The sequence below is a fragment of the uncultured Maribacter sp. genome (genome assembly GCF_963974015.1).
Taxonomy (GTDB): domain Bacteria; phylum Bacteroidota; class Bacteroidia; order Flavobacteriales; family Flavobacteriaceae; genus Maribacter.
In genome coordinates this window covers 116,738-137,950 of the sequence record NZ_CAXBBZ010000001.1, presented here as the reverse complement: position 1 = coordinate 137,950, position 21,213 = coordinate 116,738, and the positions used below count along the sequence as shown (strand labels likewise).

Sequence of the window (21,213 nt, the reverse complement as noted above, 5' to 3'; positions counted from 1 at the left end):
TTTTAACTCTCATCGATTCAACCTATTTTTGCCCCTTATCGCAAAGAAGCAACTATCATGCAATACAATTTCAACGAAATTGAAGCCAAATGGCAAAAATACTGGGCAGAAAACCAAACATTCAAAGCAGAAAACGACTCTGACAAAGAGAAATTCTATGTGCTGGATATGTTCCCTTATCCTTCGGGAGCGGGACTTCACGTGGGGCATCCATTAGGTTATATTGCTAGTGATATTTATGCACGGTATAAAAGACACAAAGGTTTTAATGTGTTACATCCGCAAGGGTATGATTCTTTCGGACTTCCAGCAGAGCAATATGCGATACAAACAGGTCAGCATCCTGCAGTAACTACGGCAGCGAATATTAAGACCTATAGAAGGCAATTAGATCAATTAGGTTTTTCGTTCGATTGGAGCAGAGAGGTGCGTACTTCTAGTCCTGAGTATTATAAGTGGACGCAGTGGATTTTCATCCAAATTTTTAATTCTTGGTATAATAAAGATACCGATAAGGCGGAAGATATAGAGTCGCTTATTTCTATTTTTAATACGAATGGGAATGCTACGGTAAATGCGGTTTGCGATGATGATATCGAATTGTTTTCAGCGGATGATTGGAAGGCTTTCTCAGCAATTAAGAAACAAGAAATTCTTTTAAAATATAGATTAACCTATTTGGCGGATACCGAAGTGAATTGGTGTCCTGCATTGGGTACGGTATTGGCAAATGACGAAATAGTCAACGGAGTTTCGGAACGAGGTGGTCATACGGTTATTCGTAAAAAAATGACCCAGTGGAGTATGCGTATTTCTGCATATGCCCAACGTTTGTTAGACGGATTGAATACTATTGATTGGCCACAACCATTGAAAGATTCACAGACCAATTGGATCGGGAGAAGTCAAGGAGCTTCAGCTATTTTCAATGTAAACGGACATGATGAAAAAATAGAAGTTTTTACAACTCGCCCTGATACCATTTTTGGAGTGTCATTTATGACGCTAGCACCAGAGCACGAATTAGTATCTAAAATAACTACTGCTGAACAAAAGGCAGATGTGGAGAATTATATTAAGGCGACCGCAAAACGCTCTGAGCGTGACCGTATGGCAGATGTGAAAACCATTTCTGGGGCTTTTACAGGTGCTTACGCAGAGCATCCATTTACAAAAGAACCGGTTCCTGTTTGGATTGGTGATTATGTGTTGGCCGGGTATGGCACAGGAGCCGTAATGTCCGTGCCATGTGGAGATCAGCGCGATTATGATTTTGCGAAACATTTCAATATTCCGATTCCGAATATTTTTGAAGGAGTTGATATTTCTGAAGAAGCATTTGCCGATAAGGATAAAACGGTGATTGCGAATTCAGATTTTCTAAATGGTTTGCCGTACAAGAAAGCGGTGAAACGTGCTATTTTTGAACTGGAGAAATTAGGGCATGGTGAAGGGAAGATCAACTACCGATTACGCGATGCGGTATTCAGTCGCCAAAGATATTGGGGAGAACCTTTTCCTGTGTATTATGTGGATGGAATGCCTCAAATGATAGAAGCGGCACACTTGCCAATTAAACTTCCTGAAGTTGAAAAATATTTACCGACCGAAACCGGAGAGCCACCATTAGGGAATGCTGAGGTTTGGGCATGGGATATGCTGAAAAATAAAGTAGTAGAAAACAGCGAGATAAATAATACCACAGTATTTCCTTTGGAATTAAATACAATGCCAGGTTGGGCGGGTAGTTCACAGTATTTCAATAGATACATGGACCCGCACAATAGTGAGGAAATATTCTCTCAAAAAGCGATTAACTACTGGCAAGATGTCGATTTGTATATTGGTGGAAGTGAGCATGCTACAGGCCATTTATTGTATTCTCGTTTCTGGCAAAAATTTATGTTCGATAAAGGCTTGGTGCCCAAAGATGAGTTTGCTAAAAAGCTTATAAATCAAGGGATGATTACTGGGACTAGTGCGTTCGCGTATAGGGTCGATATAACTCCTGGATTCGATTCAAATAATGAACGACTTCTTTCTGATGAGGAAATTATTAGTACCAAAATATTTATTTCTAAAAATCTGTATGAAAATATTATAGCAGATAATGATGTTTTGGCAGATTTTCAAATTGACCTTAAATCAACATTGGTTGGAATCTTTGGTCCAAGCCTAGTTAAGGCAGATGTCGATAGAAATAGGATATTGCCAATACATGTTGATGTTTCGCTTGTAAATAGTTCGGATGAACTTGATTTGGATGGATTTAAAGATTGGTTAAGTGAATATAAGAACTCAATTTTCTTTTCAAATTCCGGTAGAGTGATATCTGGAAATAACAATGAGAAATACATTGTCGGTCGCGAAGTCGAAAAAATGTCCAAGTCCAAATACAATGTGGTAAATCCCGATGCTATTTGTGAAGAATATGGCGCGGATAGTTTGCGATTGTACGAAATGTTCTTAGGTCCGTTAGAGCAATCAAAACCTTGGAACACAGCTGGTATTACAGGTACACATTCTTTTTTAAAGAAATTATGGAGACAGTTTCATACAGGTGAGAATATGTCATTTTTCGTTAGCGAAGATGAGCCTACCAAAGAATCTTGGAAGACATTACACAAGACCATCAAAAAAGTAGAGGAAGATATTGAGAATTTTAGTTTCAATACGTCGGTATCTACATTTATGATCTGTGTCAATGAACTTTCTGCGCAGAAATGTGTAAGCCGGAAAATCTTAGAGCCATTAGCTATTTTGGTTTCTCCATATGCACCACATATCGCTGAAGAATTATGGCATAAATTAGGTCATTCAGCATCTATTGCCACAGCGCCTTTTCCAAAATTTGAGGGCAAGTATTTGGTAGAGAGCAGTAAGGAATACCCTATTTCGTTTAATGGCAAAATGAAGTTCACATTAGAGCTTTCTTTAGACTTGTCTAAAGATGAAATCGAAGCTGCGGTTATGGCCAATGAAAAAACCCAACAACAATTACAAGGTCGCGAACCTAAAAAAGTAATCGTAGTCCCTGGGAAAATTGTAAATATTGTAGGTTAAATATCTTTTTAATTAAATAATTACGAGTAAAGTGAATTGATTTGTAGGTTCGGTACACGAATCGAACAGATTGTTCCGCACGATCGCAATGATTTTTTTATTATTGTCGTGTTCACGAGAAGGCGCGACGAAGTTAACTACCAGTTCGGGATACTTGATTAACTGATGACTTAGCTAAGCTTGCAAGTAAACAACAAAAGATAATCGATGGAAAACATAGAAATATTGGGACTGGTTGCCGCAACGTTAACTACATCGGCATTTGTTCCTCAGGTATATAAAACATGGAAAAACAAATCAGTTAAAGATATTTCTTTATCAATGTATACTGTACTCTTAATGGGACTTTTACTTTGGATTGTTTATGGTTTTTATATTAATAGTCTACCTATAATAGCGGCTAATGTCATTACGGCTACCCTATCAGTTTTGATAGTAATAATGAAAATAAAATATAAATAATATTAAGAACCCCTAAAAAACATAGGGTATAATTTAAAAAAAATATCTTTTTTAACCATTAACCCCTACTTTTTATCGATTTTATGTTTGATAACTGATTAAATAGCTTCAATTTTGCGGTGTAACATAAAATGAGACATCATGATCGTTGGTATTCCAAAAGAAATTAAGAACAATGAAAGCAGGGTAGGTATGACACCAGCCGGAGTTTTCGAAATGGTAAAGAACAACCACAAAGTATATGTCCAGTCTGAGGCTGGTGAAGGCAGTGGTTTTTTTAATCAAGATTACCAACAGGCAGGAGCTATTATATTAGATACAATAGGTCAGGTTTATGCCATGAGCGAAATGATTGTGAAAGTAAAGGAGCCCATTGCCGAAGAATATGATTTAATTCAAGAAGGGCAAATACTGTTTACGTATTTCCATTTTGCCTCAAGTGAAGCCTTGACCAAAGCAATGATAAAGCAGAAAGCGGTCTGTATAGCATATGAAACGGTAGAAGATGAAGAAGGTACTTTGCCGCTTTTGACACCTATGTCTGAAGTTGCTGGTAGAATGGCCATACAACAAGGTGCAAAATACTTGGAAAAGCCGGCTAAGGGTCGTGGAGTACTTTTGGGTGGTGTACCTGGTGTAGCGCCAGGTAAAGTTTTAGTGTTGGGTGCTGGTGTTGTAGGTGTGCAAGCTGCGAAAATGGCAGCAGGTTTGGGTGCCCATGTAACCATTATGGATATTAATATGAAACGTTTGCGCTATGTAAATGATGTAATGCCTCCACATGTTGTTACTGAATTCTCAAACGAGTTTAATATTAGAAGACTTATTAAAACGCATGATTTAATTATTGGTGGTGTATTGTTAAAAGGTGCCAAGGCACCAAATTTAATAACCAGAGATATGTTAAAAGAAATGCGCCCTGGTACGGTAATAGTCGATGTTGCCGTAGATCAAGGTGGTTGTGTCGAAACTACTAGACCAACAACGCATGAAGATCCAATTTATATAATTGATGATGTAGTGCATTACTCCGTAGCTAATATGCCGGGTGCTGTACCTTATACATCAACAATGGCATTGACAAATGTAACCTTGTCTTACGCACTAAAATTAGCGAACCTAGGTTGGGAGGCAGCTTGTGAGAAAGATGCATCATTAAAGAAAGGGTTGAATATAGTTAAGGGAGAAGTGGTCTATCAAGAGATAATTGAAGCTTTCGGTTGGGAAGAAGTGATTGCCTAAACGTACATTTTGTCAGTAAAATATACCCCACAAAGTCTGAAAGGAATTTGGCGGGGTTTTTGCTTTACTGCAAATAGATTTTCTTGAGAAAGCGAATCTTTAATTATATTTAGTTGATTTAAAAATTGAAACGTTATGATGGGATATTATATATTAATCGGAGCCATTGCTTTGGTGAGCTGGTTAGTAAGTAGTAAATTAAAAAGTAAGTTTAAGTTTTATTCCAAGGTGCATTTGCAAAATGGAATGAGCGGAGCTGAAATTGCAGAAAAAATGTTAGCGGATCATGGTATTCGTGATGTTAAGGTAATTTCTACTCCAGGAATGCTAACGGATCACTACGATCCGAAGAACAAAACAGTTAATTTAAGTGAAGGTGTGTATAACCAAAGAAATGCCTCTGCAGCTGCGGTTGCTGCACACGAATGTGGTCACGCGGTACAACATGCGCAGGCTTATGAATGGTTAGGTATGCGTTCGAAATTAGTACCTATAGTTAGTGTAACTTCTGGTATGTCTATGTGGGTGGTTTTTGGAGGTTTGGTCTTAGGTGGAGCAGCTGGTATAGGTTTAGGATATTGGGTTGCAGTTGCAGGTCTTGTTATGATGGGTTTAGCTACATTGTTTAGCTTTATAACCTTACCGGTAGAGTATGATGCGAGTAATCGTGCTCTGTCATGGTTGAAAAATAAAAACGTTGTTACTCGAGAAGAATATAAAGGTTCTGAAGATGCACTAAAATGGGCTGCAAGAACCTATTTGGTCGCAGCTATTGGTTCTTTAGCGACATTGGTATATTGGGGACTTCAAGTTTTTGGAGGTAGAGATTAAGAAAAACCATCTTATATAAAAGTAAAAACCTACCCATATATGGGTAGGTTTTTACTTTTATATACTGATTTGTCGGTCTATTTGTTGCGCTAAGGAAATAAAAGTTTCTGTTCTAGATACACCTTCTATGGCTTGAATTTCCTTGTTCAAAACCTGCATTAGGTGTTCATTGTCCCTGCATAAAACTTTAATTAAAATAGACCAGTTACCTGTGGTGTAATGACATTCTAAAACTTCAGGTATTTTTTCAAGTTGTTTGACGGCCATAGGATTGCTCATTGCTTTATCCAAATAAATGCCTATATAAGCCATGGTAGTATACCCTAACGATTTGGGATTAACAATGAATTTAGAACCTGATAATAGTCCCGATGCTTCCAGTTTTCTTAAGCGTTGATGTATGGCAGCGCCAGATATTCCTATACTTCTTGCGATTTCCAATACTGGTTTTCGTGCATCTGCCATCAAAAACCTTAAAATCTTTTTATCTATTCCATCAATTTTAGCCAAAGAAGTAGATGCTTTCATGTCTTATATCAATTTATACATAAAAATACCTATTTGGTTTCAATATGATAGTTAAAAAGGATTAGTTAATTACAGAATTAGGGTTATATCCTAAATAAGGCACTTCGTATTCTTTAAAGTTGACACCGTATGTTTTTAATTCTTCTAGAATAGGTTTGTAAACTTCTTTCGAAATAGGAATCTGTACGCCTGGTGTAGTTATTTTTCCATTCAAAATTTTCAGTGCGGCCATCGCTACGGGCAAGCCAACAGTTTTTGCCATTGCTGTAAAAGTTTGATTTTCACCAATGACAACTAACTTAGAGTCTATTTGTTTCTTTTCGCCATTTAATTCGTATCCAAATTTATGGTACATAACAATCATATCCTTTTCTTCTTCTTTAAGTGTCCAGCTATCTTCCAGTATTTTCTGTAAAGCTTGGGCGGGTGTGGCATTAGGAATAGTTATAAACTTTGTATTGTCAAATATATTTAGCTCTAATAATTTATCCCATCGAATATCATCTTGGTCTAATTTTAAATAGTGTCTAAGTTTCAATTCTACTGAATCGGTTGGCGAATATGGTAAGAAGAGGTTGATAAATTCTCGGTAGCTCATCTTTTCAGAATTCTCAATGGTGTATGTGTCGTCGGTCGCTCCTAGCTGAATAAACATATTCCATGCCTTAGAAAAGCCGACACGACGCATAGTTCCTCTATATAGGGTTAAGGCATTTTGCAGGCCGTAAGCTTCTCTATAGCCTAAAGAATCACGATTGGCATAGCCTTCAAAACGGCCATACCCTTCAATTTCGAAAAACTCTGTACGCCTAAAAAGGCGGTGATAAGGTATGTATTTATAAGTACCTTCTTGAATAAATTTGGCGGTACCACCTTGCCCTGCAAGAACAACATTTCTTGGGTTCCAAGTAAACTTATAATTCCATAGGTTATTGTCATGTTCCGGTGCAACCAATCCGCCGCAAAATGATTCAAATAGTATAATTTTTCCACCTTTATCTCGAATACGGTCAATGACTTCCATGGCACTCATATGGTCAACACCCGGATCAAGACCGATCTCATTCATGAATACTAAATTATTTGCTTTAACTTCTTTGTCAAGGGCAAGTAACTCTGGGCTAACGTAAGAAGCAGTTACCAAGTGTTTTTTATGAACAAGACAGTCTTCAGCTACTTTAATATGAAATCGTGCAGGTAGCATTGAAATAACAATGTCTGCATTTGCAATAGCATTTGTTCTTTCCGTTTCGTTAAATATGTCAAGCTTAATAACTGAGCAGTGTTTATGGCTGGCGACGGCGGCTGGTATAGCTGACGGATTAATGTCACCAATGGTTATTTCTAATTTTTCTTCTTCAGCTTTTCCTAAAAGATAATCTAATAAATATGAGGTAGACTTACCAGCACCTATAACAAGAATTTTTCGCATCATCCGATTTCAGTATTTTTGATTGGTAACAAAATACTAAGGTATCAAATTGTTACATTTATAAAGAAAGTTATAGAAAAAGTTATGAAAAAAACAATTTTGATTACTGCATGCTTGTTCGGTATGTTGGCAGTTGTTCTTGGTGCTTTTGGCGCACATGGGTTAAAAAATTTAGTCGATTTAGATGCGGTCGCCACATTTGAAACAGGTGTTCGCTATCAAATGTATCATACATTTTTTCTATTTGTTCTAGCTTTGCTGCCCGATAGCATGCTCAAATCAAAAAGGCCTATATATCTATGCGTGGTAATTGGGGTGGTTTTGTTTTCCTTTTCTATTTATATTTTGGCGTTGAACGATTTAATGCAATTCGATTTTAAAATGTTTGGTATTGTTACGCCAATAGGGGGTGTTTTCTTAATAGCTGCTTGGGTGTTAATGTTTTTCGCAATTATGAAATCACAAGTTTTAAAAAAGAAGAAAGTAGGTTAGAGCTAAGAAAGATGTATTTTCAACTCGTAATGATACGCACACATGAGTAAAACAAAATTATTGGGACTTGTTTTAGGTCCGGTTTCCTTTTTTTTAATTCTTTTCTTTTTTCATCCAGAAGGTCTTTCTGAGCAAGCCAATGCCGTATTGGCATCAACAATTTGGATTGCTATTTGGTGGATAACGGAGGCGATTCCGATTGCGGTGACCGCATTACTTCCGATAATAATATTTCCACTTTCTGGCGGATTGGATTTATCGGCCACTTCAGGATCCTTCGGGCATAAATATGTGTTTCTTTATATGGGTGGCTTCATTATTGCCATAGCAATCGAAAAATGGAATCTACATCGTAGAATTGCCTTGAACATTATTAGTTTGATAGGTTCTGATGTTCGGAAAATAATTCTTGGTTTCATGGTAGCAACCGCATTTTTATCGATGTGGATTTCGAATACGGCAACTGCTGTGATGATGCTTCCTATAGGTTTAGCTATTATTAAGCAGCTACAAGATAATCCTGATACCATAGAAGATGAAAATCAGACCTTCGGTAAAGCCTTAATGCTGGCTATTGCTTATAGCGCCTCTATTGGTGGTTTGGCAACGTTGATTGGTACACCGCCAAACTTAGTGTTGGCCGGTGTGGTTTTAGATACCTATGGCTATGAAATAACGTTCATGCAATGGTTTATTTTTGGGTTGCCAATCTCTATAATTTTAATATTTATCTGCTGGAAATATTTAACAAAGTATGCTTTCACCTTCAAGCAAAAGACTTTCCCTGGTGGTAAGGAGGAGATAAAACGTTTATTATCAAAGCTTGGTAAAATTAGTTACGAAGAGAAAGTGGTGGCTTTTGTTTTTGCGCTTACAGCCTTTTGTTGGATTACTAGGTCTTTTCTGCTGCAAAAGATATTACCTGGTCTAGACGATACCATTATTGCTATATTTTTTGCCATTGTTTTGTTTTTAATTCCTTCAAAGAAAAAAGGAGAACAATTGATAAATTGGGAAGAGGCCGTAAAAATGCCTTGGGGTATTATTTTACTTTTCGGTGGAGGTATGGCTTTAGCAAAAGGATTTGAAGAAAGCGGATTAGCATCTTGGATAGGAAGTCAGATGACGTCCCTTGCCGGATTGCCAATTTTAGTTTTGGTTTTAGTTTTAATTGCTGCGGTTAATTTTTTAACCGAAATAACGTCAAATCTAGCAACTACTGCCATGTTATTGCCGGTATTGGCACCAATGGCCCTTACAATAGATGTGCATCCGTTTGTATTAATGGTCGGTGCGGCTGTGGCGGCGTCATGTGCTTTTATGCTTCCAGTAGCTACGCCACCCAATGCTGTAGTTTTCGGTTCAGGATATTTAAGAATTCCCGATATGGTGAGTAAAGGAATCGTTATGAATATAATATCTATATTTATATTAACCTTTTTCGTATATTTTGTACTCCCAGAATTATGGAACATTGCTATTGATAGTTTCCCGCAAAATCTGAACAAATGAAACTATTGCTTATCCCTGATAAATTTAAAGGCTCATTAACAAGCGAGGAAGTGTCTAAGGCTTTTATTACAGGTGTGGAAAAAGCAGGAGTTCAATTTACTTCACACTACATTAAAGCCTCTGATGGCGGTGATGGTTTTATGAATGCGGTAGCTTATTATAAACCTTGTGTTTCAGTTCAGGTAATTAGTGAAAATCCTTTAGGGAAACCAATACAGTCTTACTACCTATATAATAAAGAAGCCAATTCGGCATTTATTGAATTAGCAAATGCGTCAGGTATGGAGCTGCTTACTCCCGAAGAAAGAAATCCTATGTTGACAAGTACATATGGTACGGGACTACAAATAAAGGATGCTGTTCAAAAAGGCATAAAGAACGTGTATGTAGGTTTGGGCGGAAGCGCAACTAACGATGGCGGAATTGGCATATTACAAGCCTTAGGGTATTCTTTCTTAGATGAAAATGGCAAGAAGCTTAAAGCAACTGGTTCTAGTTTGAGTCAAATTAAATCTATTGATGATACAGATGTTTTAGAAGGTTTAAAGCAGGTTAAGTTTTTTGCCATAAATGACGTTACAAATCCCTTATTTGGTGAAAACGGTGCGGCACATGTTTATGCTGCACAAAAAGGAGCATCAGAACAGATGATTCAAGAATTAGATTCTGGCCTAAAAAATTTGGATAGGGTAGTATTGGAAAAATACAATTTTCAAAATGCTATGCTACCAGGTTCAGGTGCTGCAGGAGGGGTAGCATATGGACTTAAATCTTTTCTTGGAGCAGATTATTTAAGTGGGATAGATTTTGTTTTAGAGCTTTCAGGTGTAAATGCTTTATTGAGCAAAGAACGTTTTGATTACTTAATTACGGGAGAAGGTAAAATTGATGAACAGACATTGAATGGGAAGTTAATTCAAGGTGTTCTTGCCTTAGGTGTTCGTGAAAATATTCCGGTAATTGCTATTTGTGGAAAGTTGGAGATAGAAAAAGAGCAACTAAAAAAGCAAGGTGTTTTTGATGTGTTTGAAATACAGGATTATACTAAAGACCTTGCTTATAATATGAAGCATGCTGCAGGCTTGTTGACTGCTAAAACTATCGAATATTTTAAATTATTGAATAAATAAAATCTTTCTAAAAAAGTATTAAATTTTATTTATTTCTTAAAATATAGTATCAAAATCAACAATAATGCACTCTAATTACGTTATAGTTTAATTTACTGTAATAAATAGAATAGTTTAGGTGCGAATTTTTTTTAAATTTCATCATTCTTTAATTGAATTCATATTTCGACGAGGTTTAGGGCTAATTAAGCTCTGAAAACCAAGGGTTCACCTTTTATTTTTTTAGTTTTACTTGATTAAATTTTCAAAAACATGAAAAGCTCAACAACAAATGCGAATACAATATCCCTAAAAAAATATGGGATAACACATTCTAATTTTCATTACCAAGAAGACCCCGAACAACTGCAGAAGGCTACTCTAGAAATGGATATGGGAGTTGAAACTAGCAATGGTACGCTTGCAGTCAATACAGGTGAATTTACTGGGAGGTCTCCTATGGATCGTTTTATCGTAAAAGATGATATTACGAAAGATAAAGTATGGTGGGGCAATATTAATATTCCGTTTGAAAAGGAAAAATTTGATTCGTTATATTCAAAGGTTATAGGCTACTTAAATCAAAAGGAACTTTTCGTTAGGGATAGTTATGCATGTGCAGATCCTGAATACCAATTAAGTATTAGGGTCATCAACGAGTATCCGTGGTCTAATATGTTTGCTTATAATATGTTTTTGCGCCCTACAGAAGCTGAGTTAGAAGATTTCACTCCTGAGTGGACTGTTATCAACGCTCCAGGGTTTATGGCAGATGCAGAATCAGACGGAACAAGACAACATAATTTTGCGATACTAAATTTTACTGATAAAATTGCACTTATTGGTGGTACGGGTTATACAGGTGAAATCAAGAAAGGTATTTTCTCAGCGTTGAACTTTATTTTACCGGTTTATAAAGAAACCTTGCCAATGCATTGTTCAGCGAATGTAGGTGAAGATGGCGATACGGCTATCTTTTTTGGATTATCTGGTACAGGTAAAACAACCTTATCAACGGATCCGAATAGAAAGTTAATTGGTGATGATGAACATGGTTGGACGAGTAGAAATACCGTTTTTAATTTTGAAGGTGGTTGCTATGCTAAAGTGATTAATTTATCTGAAGAGCAAGAGCCTGAAATTTATGGAGCTATAAAATCAGGTGCTATATTAGAAAATGTAGTATTGGATGACAAAGGCAATGTCGATTTTGCCGATACCTCTATAACTCAGAATACTAGAGTTAGTTATCCAATACATCATATTGATAACATACAGCAGCCATCAATTGGTAAAAATGTTAAGAATATTTTCTTTTTAACTGCCGATGCATTTGGGGTGTTGCCTCCAATATCCAAGCTAACTCCCAGTCAAGCTGCATATCATTTTATATCAGGCTACACGGCTAAAGTTGCGGGTACAGAAGCTGGGGTAGTTGAGCCGGTACCTTCTTTTTCTGCATGCTTTGGTGCTCCATTTATGCCATTGCATCCAACGAAATATGCTGAGATGTTGAGTAAGAAAATGAAGGAGTCTGGTGTAGACGTTTGGTTGGTGAATACTGGTTGGACCGGAGGCCCATACGGAATTGGAACACGAATGAAGTTAAAATATACCAGGGCTATGATATCTGCTGCCTTGAATGGTGATTTAGGTCTATACTCTTATGATAGATATCATATTCATTCTGTATTCGGAGTTGCTCAGCCCAGGGAATGTCCTGGTGTGCCAACATCTGTTTTGAGTCCGAGAGCAACTTGGAACAATGATGAAAAATATTACACGACAGCATTTAAATTAACAAATGCCTTTAGGGAAAACTTTAAAAAGTATGAAAGTTATGCCACTGAAGAAATTAGAAGGGGCGGACCACAACGGTACGCATTCTAAAACATAAAAAAGCCTTGCATTGCAAGGCTTTTTTTATTGACTTTTTTGAGTCGGTTATTTATTTACGCTTGTAATATACTTTTGTAACGCCATAGTCATTGATGGTGTTTCTGGAGTAGGAGCTTTAATGTCAATTCTTAAACCAGCACCATTAGCCGCGTCTACGGTAGAATTACCGAATACTGCAATTCTAGTTTCTTTTTGTTCAAAATCTGGAAAGTTCTGTAATAGAGATTCTATCCCAGAAGGACTAAAGAACACTAAAATATCATAATAAACATTTCTTAAGTCGGAAAGGTCGCTAATAACCGTTTTGTAAAAAATGGCTCGTTTCCAATTGATATTTAGAGTTTCTAAAGTGTCGGGTACATCTAATTTAAGTACATCGGAAGAAGGTAATAAGAATTTTTCGTCTTTATATTTCTTGATCAAAGGCACTAAATCTGTAAATAATCGTTTTCCTACATAGATTTTGCGTTTTCTGTAGACAACGTATTTTTGAAGATAGTACGCCACGGCTTCTGATTGACAGAAGTATTTCATTGAATCTGGTACTTTAAAACGCATCTCTTCTGCGATTCTAAAGAAGTGGTCTACTGCATTTCTACTGGTTAAGATAATAGCAGTAAAATCATTTAGATCTATTTTTTGCTGACGCACACTTTTTGCGTCAACTCCTTCTACATGAATAAACGGTCTAAAATCAACCTTTACCTTTTCTTTATCGATAAGTTTGGAATAGGGAGAATTTTCCATTTTTGGCTCTGGTTGAGAGACCAAAATCGTTTTTACTTTCATACGTTGCGCTATTTTAGAAAGCTTCCCATAATAACTAAGGGTGCAATTTCGAGTGCGCAAAGGTACAAAATAAAATAGAAAAAATAGGAGCTAATAAAATTTTGGTAATTCCTTAGTACTGTCACCCAGCCAATTATATTAATGATCAAGAATAGAAAAACAGCAATATAGATAACGATTCTCGAGTCAATAAAAACGTAGGTTAAAAGAATATTTGCAATAAAAAGAACAATGCTTGAATAATTAAGATAGGTTAATTTCCTAAAAACCAGTTCGTTGAAAATATCATAAGAATTAAATATAAAACCGTTGATCAATTGCGCCATAGTTTTTATACTTAAGAATAGGAAAACACCTGCAAGCAATAACGGAAAAATAAAGGGATTTTTGACCTGAGAAGTAGGCATATATATACGCCAAATAAAAATTATAAATAGTGTAGTATTTATAATTTGAAAAATGCTTAACAGTATATGGAACCAATTGAATAGTTTCTCTTTCTTGGTGTACATGGTTATGTACTTGTTGTTAAATGGTAGAATTATAAAACTAAAAAAGCGGGAATAATAGATGCTTTTTGCAATTAATGGAAACAGAAGACTTACCATTAATGTTATGGTAATCCAATCGTTTTGAGAGAATGTTCTGGCAATAGGTTCCATTATTTGATTGGAATTGGTTTTCCGTTTAAGCCAAAATAGAGATGGTTCTCAGAAATGACTACCCTAAAGTAACCTATGTTTTCCATTTTAGTTTTTGGTAAGTGAAATGTAAAATTAGTAGTGTCCTGTTGTTTTAGTATTGTGGTATTTGGATCTACAGCTTCAAGCACTATTTTTAAAGTTTCCTTTGGCATTTTGTAATTATCCAAGTAGGTGATTGCAAATTTCAGTTTGCTCAATTCGATGGGCTCTTTATAGGGGTTAAAAACCTTTAGCTTAATATTTTTATCCGAATTTAAAGTTTCTTCGGTGTCTTCCACTATACATTCAACCTTTCGAAAAGATTGAAAATTTGGTATATACTTTCCTTTATATAGTCCACCATCTTCCCTTTGATAAGAAAATGAGTTGTCGTTAATATATTTTGAAATGTAAGCAATATCTTTGCCTCGTATCTTCTCTTCCGAATTATCTATTGAATACTGATTTTTACGGTACATATAATTATTCAAAGAAAATGTTGGTGTGCCATTGGTGTAGAAAGAATACATCGGGGCATTTCTATAAGAATTTTCAAACACAACAGGTATTTTTCCAACTTCATCTTCAATCGCCTGGGCCCATTCTTTATTGCCGTGCGTTTCATAATAGAAATTAAAAAGAAGAGGTTGATAGGAGAGCCCCATTCTTAGATAGATGATAATTATCGTATTTATAAGCCCTAGCCTAAAAATCCATGTTAATGCTTGTTTGTTCTGAAGCATGTAATTAAAGGTGATCATGACCAAGGGAATACAAATGATAATAATCCACTGTGTCTGTACTCTTCTATTAAAACTAGAAACAAAGAAAAATAGAATTACACCATAGGTGAGGTAGATAAGTGCTTTTGTAAATAAATCATTGCCTTTAGTTTTAAAAAGAGCCTTGTAAATAAAGGGAAAGGTAAGGCCGAAAACAGCTACTAGATTCACGAAAAAACCTAAGGTATATTTCTCAAAGCTATAAGCGCCATTGGGTCTTTCGTATAGATGATATTTAATGGATACAAGGTCATTTTCATATAACCAATAAAAATGAGGAGTATAAGAAAGAAGGGCTACGAAAACGGCAAGCCAAGCATATTTGTTTTTTACTAATTTTAGATTTGAAAGTAGAACAAAGAAAATTACAAGTACAGCATGATACTTACTGTACATTAACGCTGCCATAAATACACCCAGCAATATTGAGAGACCTACTGTTGGTTTTTTGATAAAATGCTTGTAGGTCAATAAAAAACAACTTGTAAAAAACAGAAGGGGCGTATCGGGTAATGTAAAGAACCCATAAGCATTTAAAAGTGTCATAGAAAAAACCAACACAAAAAAATGTTTTATATAATCGTTCTTTTTGGGGTTGTCAATCATTAGCCAAAGCAAAATGATATTAATGGCAGATAGAACACAGCTCATAAACCGAACCCCTAGTTCACCATTAAAAAAGTAGCTACTTATTTTAATCAATAAGGCGACCATTGGTGGGTGGTCAAAATAACCCCAAGCCATGTTTTGGCTGTAATACCAGTAGTAAGCTTCGTCAAAAATGAGTTGCGTAAAACTAGATTGAATGACATTAAGAATGAAAATAGCAGCTAGAAAAAAATAGAACTGCTTTGGAATTTTAGTTAACATTCGCATAGGATACTTGATGGCAAAATTACAAATTTAAGGTTAGTTACATAGTTTAAAAATTTCATAAAGGTATTATAGCACGTTTTAAGACGATCTTTAAAACCTTACTTTTGTCGAAATACTTTTTTAAGATATATGGCCAGTAGTATTGTAATCATACCTACCTATAACGAAATTGAGAATATTGAGGCCATTATTAGGGCAGTGTTTGATTTGCAGAAAGAATTTCATGTTCTTATTGTCGATGATAATTCTCCCGATAGAACAGGCGAATGTGTAAAAAAACTTCAAGGAGAATTTGAAGGAAAACTTTTTTTAGAGACAAGGACTGAAAAATCAGGACTAGGCACGGCTTACATTCATGGTTTTAAGTGGGCTATAGCGAAAGGTTATGACTACATTTTTGAAATGGATGCGGATTTCTCTCATACTCCTTCAGATTTGATTAGACTGCAAAAGGCTTGTTTAAATGGTGCAGATGTTGCTGTAGGTTCTAGATATAAAAAAGGAGTGAACGTAGTAAATTGGCCATTGTATAGGGTGTTGTTGTCTTACGGTGCTTCAATCTATGTTAAACTTGTTACCGGTATGCGGGTGCATGATCCAACCGCTGGTTTTGTATGTTATAAAAGAGAGGTATTGGAGGCTATTGATTTAGATTCTGTTCGTTTTGTGGGCTATGCTTTTCAAATAGAAATGAAGTTTAGAGCCTATTTGAAAAAGTTTAAAATAGAAGAAGTTTCCATTATTTTTAGAGATCGCGTTTTGGGTAAATCGAAAATGAGTTCTTCAATAATAAGTGAAGCAATTTGGGGTGTCTTTGTAATGAAAATGAGAAGTCTATTTCTAAGGAATAAATTTTAATTATGGGTAAGATTCTATTAAAAAACGGTGTTATTGTTAATGAGGGAGTCATTCAAGAGAATGATATTCTAATAGAAGATGATTTAATTGTAAAAATAGCTAAAGATATTACTGATGCCGATGCAACGGTAATTGATGTAAAAGGTATGCACATTTTACCTGGTATTATCGATGACCAAGTTCATTTTAGAGAACCGGGCCTTACTCATAAGGGCACTATAGCAACAGAAAGTAGGGCAGCGCTTGCAGGTGGTATAACTACTTTTATGGAGCAGCCAAACACAACGCCACAAACAACTACATTGGAAAAACTTGAAGAAAAGTTTGCAATGGCTGCGAATTCAGCTTTTGCAAATTATTCATTTCTATTTGGTGGTACCAATGATAATCTTGAAGAATTAAAAAGACTGGATAAGAATGCATGTTCAGGTATCAAATTATTTCTAGGATCATCAACAGGCAATATGTTGGTAGATGACGAGAAGGTGATAGAGAGTATTTTCAGTAATACAGAAATGGTGATATCTACACATTGCGAAGATGAAACTACTATTCGTGAGAACCTGGCCAAATACAAAGAACAGTACGGAGATGATATTCCAATAAAGTATCATCCAATTATTAGAAGTGAAGAAGCGTGTTTTCTGTCATCATCTCGGGCAATTGCCTTAGCAAAGAAAACCGGCGCTAGGTTACATGTATTTCATGTGTCGACGGGTAAGGAGACTAATTTATTTCGAAATGACATTCCGTTAGAACAAAAGAAGATAACTGCTGAGGTGTGTATTCACCATTTGTGGTTTTCAGATGCTGATTATGCTGATAAAGGAACCTTAATTAAATGGAACCCTGCCGTGAAGACTCCAAAAGACCGAGAACAATTGTGGGATGCCTTATTAGATGATAGAATTGATGTCATTGCAACAGATCATGCTCCTCATTTATTAGAAGAGAAAAACAATGTATATACGAAAGCACCATCTGGCGGACCGTTAGTGCAGCATGCGCTTCCGGCTATGTTAGAAAAGGTGAAAGAAGGTAGAATAAGGTTGGAGAAAATTGTACAGAAAATGTGTCATAATCCAGCGATATTATTTCAGATTAAGAAAAGAGGATTTATTCGTGAAGGGTATTACGCCGATTTGGTTGTGGTCGATTTGAATAACTCGTGGACAGTTACGAAAGAGAATATTGCTTATAAATGTAAATGGTCTCCATTTGAAGATGTCACCTTTTCTACAAAAGTAGTTCATACTTTCATAAACGGACACTTAGGATATACCAACGGTGAATTCTCGGAAACTAGAAATGCTAAAAGACTAACTTTTAATAGACCATGAGGTATAGTTTAAGTGTCATGTTAGTTATGTTGTTGCTTTTTTCATGTGCAGAAGAGTTGATTGAGAAGCCTGAGAATTTAATACCTCAAGACAAAATGGTATTAATTTTTAAGGAAATGGCTATTGTCAATGCTGCAAAAGGAACCAATATTGGTAAATTAAAAGATAACGGTATTGAGCCAACTTCCTATATATTCGAAAAATTTGAGATTGACAGTGCTCAGTTTGTAGATAGCGATCGCTATTATGCGTCAAAACCATTGTTATATGAAACGATGTATAAAGATGTTGAAGCCAAGTTGGAAAATCAGCGCATACAATTAGAGGCAATGAAAAAAGAAAAGGATAGTATTAGCCTTTTGAAAAAAACATCAAAGAAAGATTTAAAAGTAATTGACAAGGTTACTGATTCCCTCTAAGAGTGTTCTTCAGTAAATAGTTTAGCAGAAAATGTTATTATTTCTTCTAACGGCTCAAACTCAAATTTTAATGCGTTTTTTAATTTCGAATTGTCGAATTTGGTAGGGTGCTGTAGACCGTAAATTGTACTATTCGTTATCCTTCTAGCTTTTCCTGTAACGATGTTCCTTATTTGGTCACCAAATTTCCCTAATTGAAGTTGCCACATTTTTAGTTCTTTGTTAGGTGCTTTCTTTCCCATCGTAGAGGCTATATGTCTCAATATTTCTTTAAAAGATAGATTTTTGGCAACCAAAATAAAACGTTCTCCTGTAATTTTCGAATTCATAAGATCGACCATTGAACGGGTTACATCAGAGACAGTAATAAAGCCTGAACCTCCTGGAGGATAAAATGGATACCCTTTAAATGCTGTCTTAAAAAATGTACCACTACCATTTTCCCAAAAGCCCGGTCCTAAAATAACTCCGGGATTAACGATAACTATTTGCAGCTGTTCTTGGGCGCCGCGCCAAACTTCCATTTCTGCGAGATGTTTGGTGATTGCATACGGGTTTGCGTTTTGCCTGCTCCATTCTGTTTCTTCCGTAGCTTTTTCATTTGAAATGGGTCGACCTATGGTGCCAATAGTACTTATGTGGCATAATTTCTTAACACCTACTGCAATACACATATTTACAATGTTGGCCGTTCCTTCTCTATTTATCCGTTCTAATAATTTAAAATCTGACGGATTAAAAGATATATAAGCTGCACAATGATATACGTAGGTTACTTGTATAAAAGCTGATTCTAAAGAAGGTATGTCTAAAATATCTCCTTTTACCCAATTAATTTTTTTAAAGAGTGTTTTTGCATTTGGGGAGTAATAGCCAAATATTTTTTTGACCTGTTCTAGTTTTTCATTAGTTCTATAAAGCGCACGAACCTCAATATTATCATTGACTAATTTCAGCAACAAATGTGACCCCACTAATCCTGTGCCTCCCGTAACTAATACCATGCTTCAAATTTAGGAAATACAGGTGGATAAATTCCTGCTTTAATCTACTGTGTTCTGGCAAGAATTCCATTTATATTTGCAATTCAATTAAAATAAAGGAAGAGATGACAAATTTTGTCAAGGAGTTACAATGGCGCGGAATGTTACATGATGCAATGCCAGGTACAGAAGAACATTTATTAGAAGAGATGCAATCGGCTTATGTGGGTATTGACCCAACGGCAGATTCTTTACATATTGGTCATTTGGTTGGTGTAATGATGTTACGCCACTTTCAATTGTCGGGTCATAAGCCATATGCGCTTATTGGCGGTGCTACGGGTATGATAGGTGATCCATCGGGTAAGTCTGCAGAACGTAATTTACTTGATGAAAAAACTTTACGACATAATGAGAATGCATTGAAGGAGCAGTTATCTCGTTTTCTAGATTTTACGGTTGATGGTGAAAATGCAGCGGTTTTGGTCAATAATTACGACTGGATGAAGAATTTCTCTTTTTTGGATTTCATTAGGGATGTGGGTAAACACATAACCGTCAATTATATGATGTCTAAAGATTCTGTAAAAAAACGACTTTCTGCGGAAGCAAAAGAGGGTATGTCTTTTACTGAATTTACGTATCAATTGGTGCAAGGGTATGACTTTCTTCATTTATACAGAGAATATAATTGCAGCCTTCAAATGGGAGGTAGCGACCAATGGGGTAATATTACTACGGGTACTGAATTAATTCGGAGAATTGCGGGCGGTAAAGGTTATGCGCTTACCTGTCCGTTAATTACTAAGGCCGATGGTACCAAATTCGGTAAGACCGAAGGCGGAAATATTTGGCTTGATGCCGAACGAACCTCTCCATATAAATTCTACCAATATTGGTTGAATACTTCGGATGAGGATGCCGAAAAATATATTAAGATATTTACGTTTTTAGGTCAGCAAGAAATAGAAGATTTAACGAAACAGCATAAAGAAGCCCCGCATTTACGATTGTTACAGAAACGATTGGCAGATGAGGTTACCGTAATGGTTCATTCTCAAGATGATTTGGATAATGCGGTGCGTGCCAGTGAAATTTTATTCGGTAAGTCTACAGCATCGGATTTGAAAGGATTGAACGAAAAAACATTCTTGGAGATTTTTGAAGGTGTACCACAAGCTGAACTTTCTAAATCTGAATTAGCCGATGGTTTGGATATGATAGGGGCATTAGCTGCAAAAACCAAGTTTTTAGGCTCTAATGGTGAAGCTAGAAGAGAGTTAAAGCAAAATTCCATTTCAGTAAATAAAGAGAAGGTAAAGGAAGACTTTTTAATTACTGCCGATGATTTGATTAATGATAAGTTTGTGTTACTACAACGTGGTAAGAAAAACTATTTTGTATTAGTTTTTAGCTAGAATAAGCAAACATCACCGCATTGAAAAATCCTATTTGAAGGGTTTAGATATGAAGTTTAGATTTTTGGTTGTTTTGCCATTATTTTTTTTGGCGTGTGATCCAGAAGGTGAACCTGCTATTGCAGATGCTGCTTTAGAAGGTGAATGGGTACTCTCACAAGTGGTGTGTTATTGTAGTTTTGAACCAGATACAGATTTTACCCTCACCAAAGTTGTATTTGACACAGATAGAGATTTGGTGAAGGTAACCCATGACGGAGAGTATGCTTTTTTTAGGGAAACCGGCGAACATTTTTATGGTGGTCAAGGAGACCGATTAGGCTTTTCAGATAACTCGGTATATCGTTTTGATGTTGAAGGTTCATTGTTAACATTGACCTTTCAAGATAGTCCTGAAATTGCAGATGACGAGGTTACTTTTCTTTTTAAAAAGTGAAGATTAATGTATTTATCATGTAATGAGCTTTATTAAGAAATATTAAAGCCAATAATACG

The 21,213-nt window shown here is 35.9% G+C and carries 19 protein-coding genes; 13 read left to right on the top strand and 6 right to left on the bottom strand.

The genetic code is table 11. The annotated features are described in order from the left end of the window. Window positions 1-57 precede the first annotated feature (57 nt). From AACZ41_RS00535 to AACZ41_RS00520, 4 genes are all read left to right on the top strand, one after another. Window positions 58-3,063 (top strand): class I tRNA ligase family protein, encoded by a 3,006-nt coding sequence (locus AACZ41_RS00535; protein ID WP_339625399.1) that lies wholly within the window; start codon window positions 58-60, stop codon window positions 3,061-3,063. A gap of 207 nt (window positions 3,064-3,270) precedes the next feature. Further along, window positions 3,271-3,525 carry a SemiSWEET transporter gene (locus AACZ41_RS00530; protein ID WP_339625397.1) on the top strand — a complete coding sequence of 85 codons (255 nt, stop codon included), beginning with the start codon at window positions 3,271-3,273 and terminating at the stop codon, window positions 3,523-3,525. Between the two features lie 141 nt (window positions 3,526-3,666). After that, window positions 3,667-4,767, top strand: a complete 1,101-nt coding sequence (gene ald / locus AACZ41_RS00525; protein WP_091620846.1) for an alanine dehydrogenase — start codon at window positions 3,667-3,669, stop codon at window positions 4,765-4,767. Window positions 4,768-4,902: 135 nt separating this feature from the next. Then, window positions 4,903-5,598 (top strand): zinc metallopeptidase, encoded by a 696-nt coding sequence (locus AACZ41_RS00520; RefSeq protein WP_339625393.1) that lies wholly within the window; start codon window positions 4,903-4,905, stop codon window positions 5,596-5,598. 57 nt (window positions 5,599-5,655) lie between these two features. Here the strand turns inward: AACZ41_RS00520 and AACZ41_RS00515 are convergent, their stop codons facing one another. Beyond that, window positions 5,656-6,126 (bottom strand): Lrp/AsnC ligand binding domain-containing protein, encoded by a 471-nt coding sequence (locus tag AACZ41_RS00515; RefSeq protein ID WP_339625391.1) that lies wholly within the window; start codon window positions 6,124-6,126, stop codon window positions 5,656-5,658. 61 nt (window positions 6,127-6,187) lie between these two features. Then, entirely contained in the window at window positions 6,188-7,561 is a 1,374-nt protein-coding gene (locus tag AACZ41_RS00510; protein WP_339625389.1) for a saccharopine dehydrogenase family protein, read from the bottom strand. A gap of 81 nt (window positions 7,562-7,642) precedes the next feature. Here AACZ41_RS00510 and AACZ41_RS00505 point away from each other — a divergent pair, with 81 nt between their 5' ends. From AACZ41_RS00505 to pckA, 4 genes are all read left to right on the top strand, one after another. Further along, entirely contained in the window at window positions 7,643-8,050 is a 408-nt protein-coding gene (locus AACZ41_RS00505; RefSeq protein WP_339625387.1) for a DUF423 domain-containing protein, read from the top strand. Window positions 8,051-8,092: 42 nt separating this feature from the next. Beyond that, on the top strand, window positions 8,093-9,562 hold the full coding sequence (locus AACZ41_RS00500; protein WP_339625385.1) for a DASS family sodium-coupled anion symporter: 1,470 nt from the start codon (window positions 8,093-8,095) through the stop codon (window positions 9,560-9,562). Next, complete coding sequence (locus tag AACZ41_RS00495; RefSeq protein WP_339625383.1) at window positions 9,559-10,692, top strand: glycerate kinase; 1,134 nt, start codon at window positions 9,559-9,561, stop codon at window positions 10,690-10,692. The genes AACZ41_RS00500 and AACZ41_RS00495 overlap by 4 nt, the downstream gene beginning before the upstream one ends. Before the next feature lie 252 nt (window positions 10,693-10,944). Continuing rightward, on the top strand, window positions 10,945-12,561 hold the full coding sequence (gene pckA / locus AACZ41_RS00490; protein ID WP_339625381.1) for a phosphoenolpyruvate carboxykinase (ATP): 1,617 nt from the start codon (window positions 10,945-10,947) through the stop codon (window positions 12,559-12,561). A 54-nt stretch (window positions 12,562-12,615) separates the two neighbouring features. Here pckA and AACZ41_RS00485 read toward each other — a convergent pair whose 3' ends face one another. Genes AACZ41_RS00485 through AACZ41_RS00475 form a run of 3 tightly spaced genes read right to left on the bottom strand, consistent with a single transcriptional unit; the run spans window position 12,616 to window position 15,694 of the window. Further along, on the bottom strand, window positions 12,616-13,359 hold the full coding sequence (locus AACZ41_RS00485) for a uroporphyrinogen-III synthase (protein ID WP_339625379.1): 744 nt from the start codon (window positions 13,357-13,359) through the stop codon (window positions 12,616-12,618). Window positions 13,360-13,367: 8 nt separating this feature from the next. Continuing rightward, window positions 13,368-14,021 (bottom strand): DUF4271 domain-containing protein, encoded by a 654-nt coding sequence (locus tag AACZ41_RS00480; RefSeq protein WP_339625377.1) that lies wholly within the window; start codon window positions 14,019-14,021, stop codon window positions 13,368-13,370. Further along, the gene (locus AACZ41_RS00475) at window positions 14,021-15,694 is read right to left on the bottom strand and encodes a glycosyltransferase family 39 protein (protein ID WP_339625375.1); all 1,674 of its coding nucleotides are present in this window, start codon (window positions 15,692-15,694) and stop codon (window positions 14,021-14,023) included. Before AACZ41_RS00475 ends, AACZ41_RS00480 begins: the two co-directional genes overlap by 1 nt. Before the next feature lie 135 nt (window positions 15,695-15,829). Here AACZ41_RS00475 and AACZ41_RS00470 point away from each other — a divergent pair, with 135 nt between their 5' ends. The 3 genes from AACZ41_RS00470 to AACZ41_RS00460 are packed head-to-tail and all read left to right on the top strand — an operon-like array spanning window position 15,830 to window position 18,317. Then, complete coding sequence (locus tag AACZ41_RS00470; protein WP_339625373.1) at window positions 15,830-16,558, top strand: polyprenol monophosphomannose synthase; 729 nt, start codon at window positions 15,830-15,832, stop codon at window positions 16,556-16,558. A 2-nt stretch (window positions 16,559-16,560) separates the two neighbouring features. After that, on the top strand, window positions 16,561-17,898 hold the full coding sequence (locus tag AACZ41_RS00465; protein ID WP_339625371.1) for a dihydroorotase: 1,338 nt from the start codon (window positions 16,561-16,563) through the stop codon (window positions 17,896-17,898). Beyond that, on the top strand, window positions 17,895-18,317 hold the full coding sequence (locus AACZ41_RS00460) for a DUF4296 domain-containing protein (protein ID WP_339625369.1): 423 nt from the start codon (window positions 17,895-17,897) through the stop codon (window positions 18,315-18,317). The genes AACZ41_RS00465 and AACZ41_RS00460 overlap by 4 nt, the downstream gene beginning before the upstream one ends. Here the strand turns inward: AACZ41_RS00460 and AACZ41_RS00455 are convergent. Next, window positions 18,314-19,321 carry an NAD-dependent epimerase/dehydratase family protein gene (locus AACZ41_RS00455; protein ID WP_339625366.1) on the bottom strand — a complete coding sequence of 336 codons (1,008 nt, stop codon included), beginning with the start codon at window positions 19,319-19,321 and terminating at the stop codon, window positions 18,314-18,316. The genes AACZ41_RS00460 and AACZ41_RS00455 overlap by 4 nt on opposite strands. A 104-nt stretch (window positions 19,322-19,425) precedes the next feature. On the opposite strand from AACZ41_RS00455, the gene tyrS reads away from it, so the two are divergent. After that, window positions 19,426-20,718 carry a tyrosine--tRNA ligase gene (gene tyrS, locus AACZ41_RS00450; protein WP_339625364.1) on the top strand — a complete coding sequence of 431 codons (1,293 nt, stop codon included), beginning with the start codon at window positions 19,426-19,428 and terminating at the stop codon, window positions 20,716-20,718. A 49-nt stretch (window positions 20,719-20,767) separates the two neighbouring features. Then, window positions 20,768-21,154 carry a hypothetical protein gene (locus tag AACZ41_RS00445; protein ID WP_339625363.1) on the top strand — a complete coding sequence of 129 codons (387 nt, stop codon included), beginning with the start codon at window positions 20,768-20,770 and terminating at the stop codon, window positions 21,152-21,154. Window positions 21,155-21,213 lie beyond the last annotated feature (59 nt).

Excerpts from the sequence above, each read along its gene's own strand:
- AACZ41_RS00460 (WP_339625369.1), top strand. The coding sequence starts at position 17,895 with ATGAGGTATAGTTTAAGTGTCATGTTAGTTATGTTGTTGCTTTTTTCA.
- AACZ41_RS00530 (WP_339625397.1), top strand. The coding sequence starts at position 3,271 with ATGGAAAACATAGAAATATTGGGACTGGTTGCCGCAACGTTAACTACA.
- tyrS (WP_339625364.1), top strand. The coding sequence starts at position 19,426 with ATGACAAATTTTGTCAAGGAGTTACAATGGCGCGGAATGTTACATGAT.
- AACZ41_RS00465 (WP_339625371.1), top strand. The coding sequence starts at position 16,561 with ATGGGTAAGATTCTATTAAAAAACGGTGTTATTGTTAATGAGGGAGTC.
- AACZ41_RS00455 (WP_339625366.1), bottom strand. The coding sequence starts at position 19,321 with ATGGTATTAGTTACGGGAGGCACAGGATTAGTGGGGTCACATTTGTTG.
- AACZ41_RS00485 (WP_339625379.1), bottom strand. The coding sequence starts at position 13,359 with ATGAAAGTAAAAACGATTTTGGTCTCTCAACCAGAGCCAAAAATGGAA.
- ald (WP_091620846.1), top strand. The coding sequence starts at position 3,667 with ATGATCGTTGGTATTCCAAAAGAAATTAAGAACAATGAAAGCAGGGTA.
- AACZ41_RS00500 (WP_339625385.1), top strand. The coding sequence starts at position 8,093 with ATGAGTAAAACAAAATTATTGGGACTTGTTTTAGGTCCGGTTTCCTTT.
- AACZ41_RS00475 (WP_339625375.1), bottom strand. The coding sequence starts at position 15,694 with ATGTTAACTAAAATTCCAAAGCAGTTCTATTTTTTTCTAGCTGCTATT.
- AACZ41_RS00535 (WP_339625399.1), top strand. The coding sequence starts at position 58 with ATGCAATACAATTTCAACGAAATTGAAGCCAAATGGCAAAAATACTGG.
- pckA (WP_339625381.1), top strand. The coding sequence starts at position 10,945 with ATGAAAAGCTCAACAACAAATGCGAATACAATATCCCTAAAAAAATAT.
- AACZ41_RS00445 (WP_339625363.1), top strand. The coding sequence starts at position 20,768 with ATGAAGTTTAGATTTTTGGTTGTTTTGCCATTATTTTTTTTGGCGTGT.
- AACZ41_RS00515 (WP_339625391.1), bottom strand. The coding sequence starts at position 6,126 with ATGAAAGCATCTACTTCTTTGGCTAAAATTGATGGAATAGATAAAAAG.
- AACZ41_RS00505 (WP_339625387.1), top strand. The coding sequence starts at position 7,643 with ATGAAAAAAACAATTTTGATTACTGCATGCTTGTTCGGTATGTTGGCA.
- AACZ41_RS00520 (WP_339625393.1), top strand. The coding sequence starts at position 4,903 with ATGATGGGATATTATATATTAATCGGAGCCATTGCTTTGGTGAGCTGG.
- AACZ41_RS00510 (WP_339625389.1), bottom strand. The coding sequence starts at position 7,561 with ATGATGCGAAAAATTCTTGTTATAGGTGCTGGTAAGTCTACCTCATAT.
- AACZ41_RS00470 (WP_339625373.1), top strand. The coding sequence starts at position 15,830 with ATGGCCAGTAGTATTGTAATCATACCTACCTATAACGAAATTGAGAAT.
- AACZ41_RS00480 (WP_339625377.1), bottom strand. The coding sequence starts at position 14,021 with ATGGAACCTATTGCCAGAACATTCTCTCAAAACGATTGGATTACCATA.
- AACZ41_RS00495 (WP_339625383.1), top strand. The coding sequence starts at position 9,559 with ATGAAACTATTGCTTATCCCTGATAAATTTAAAGGCTCATTAACAAGC.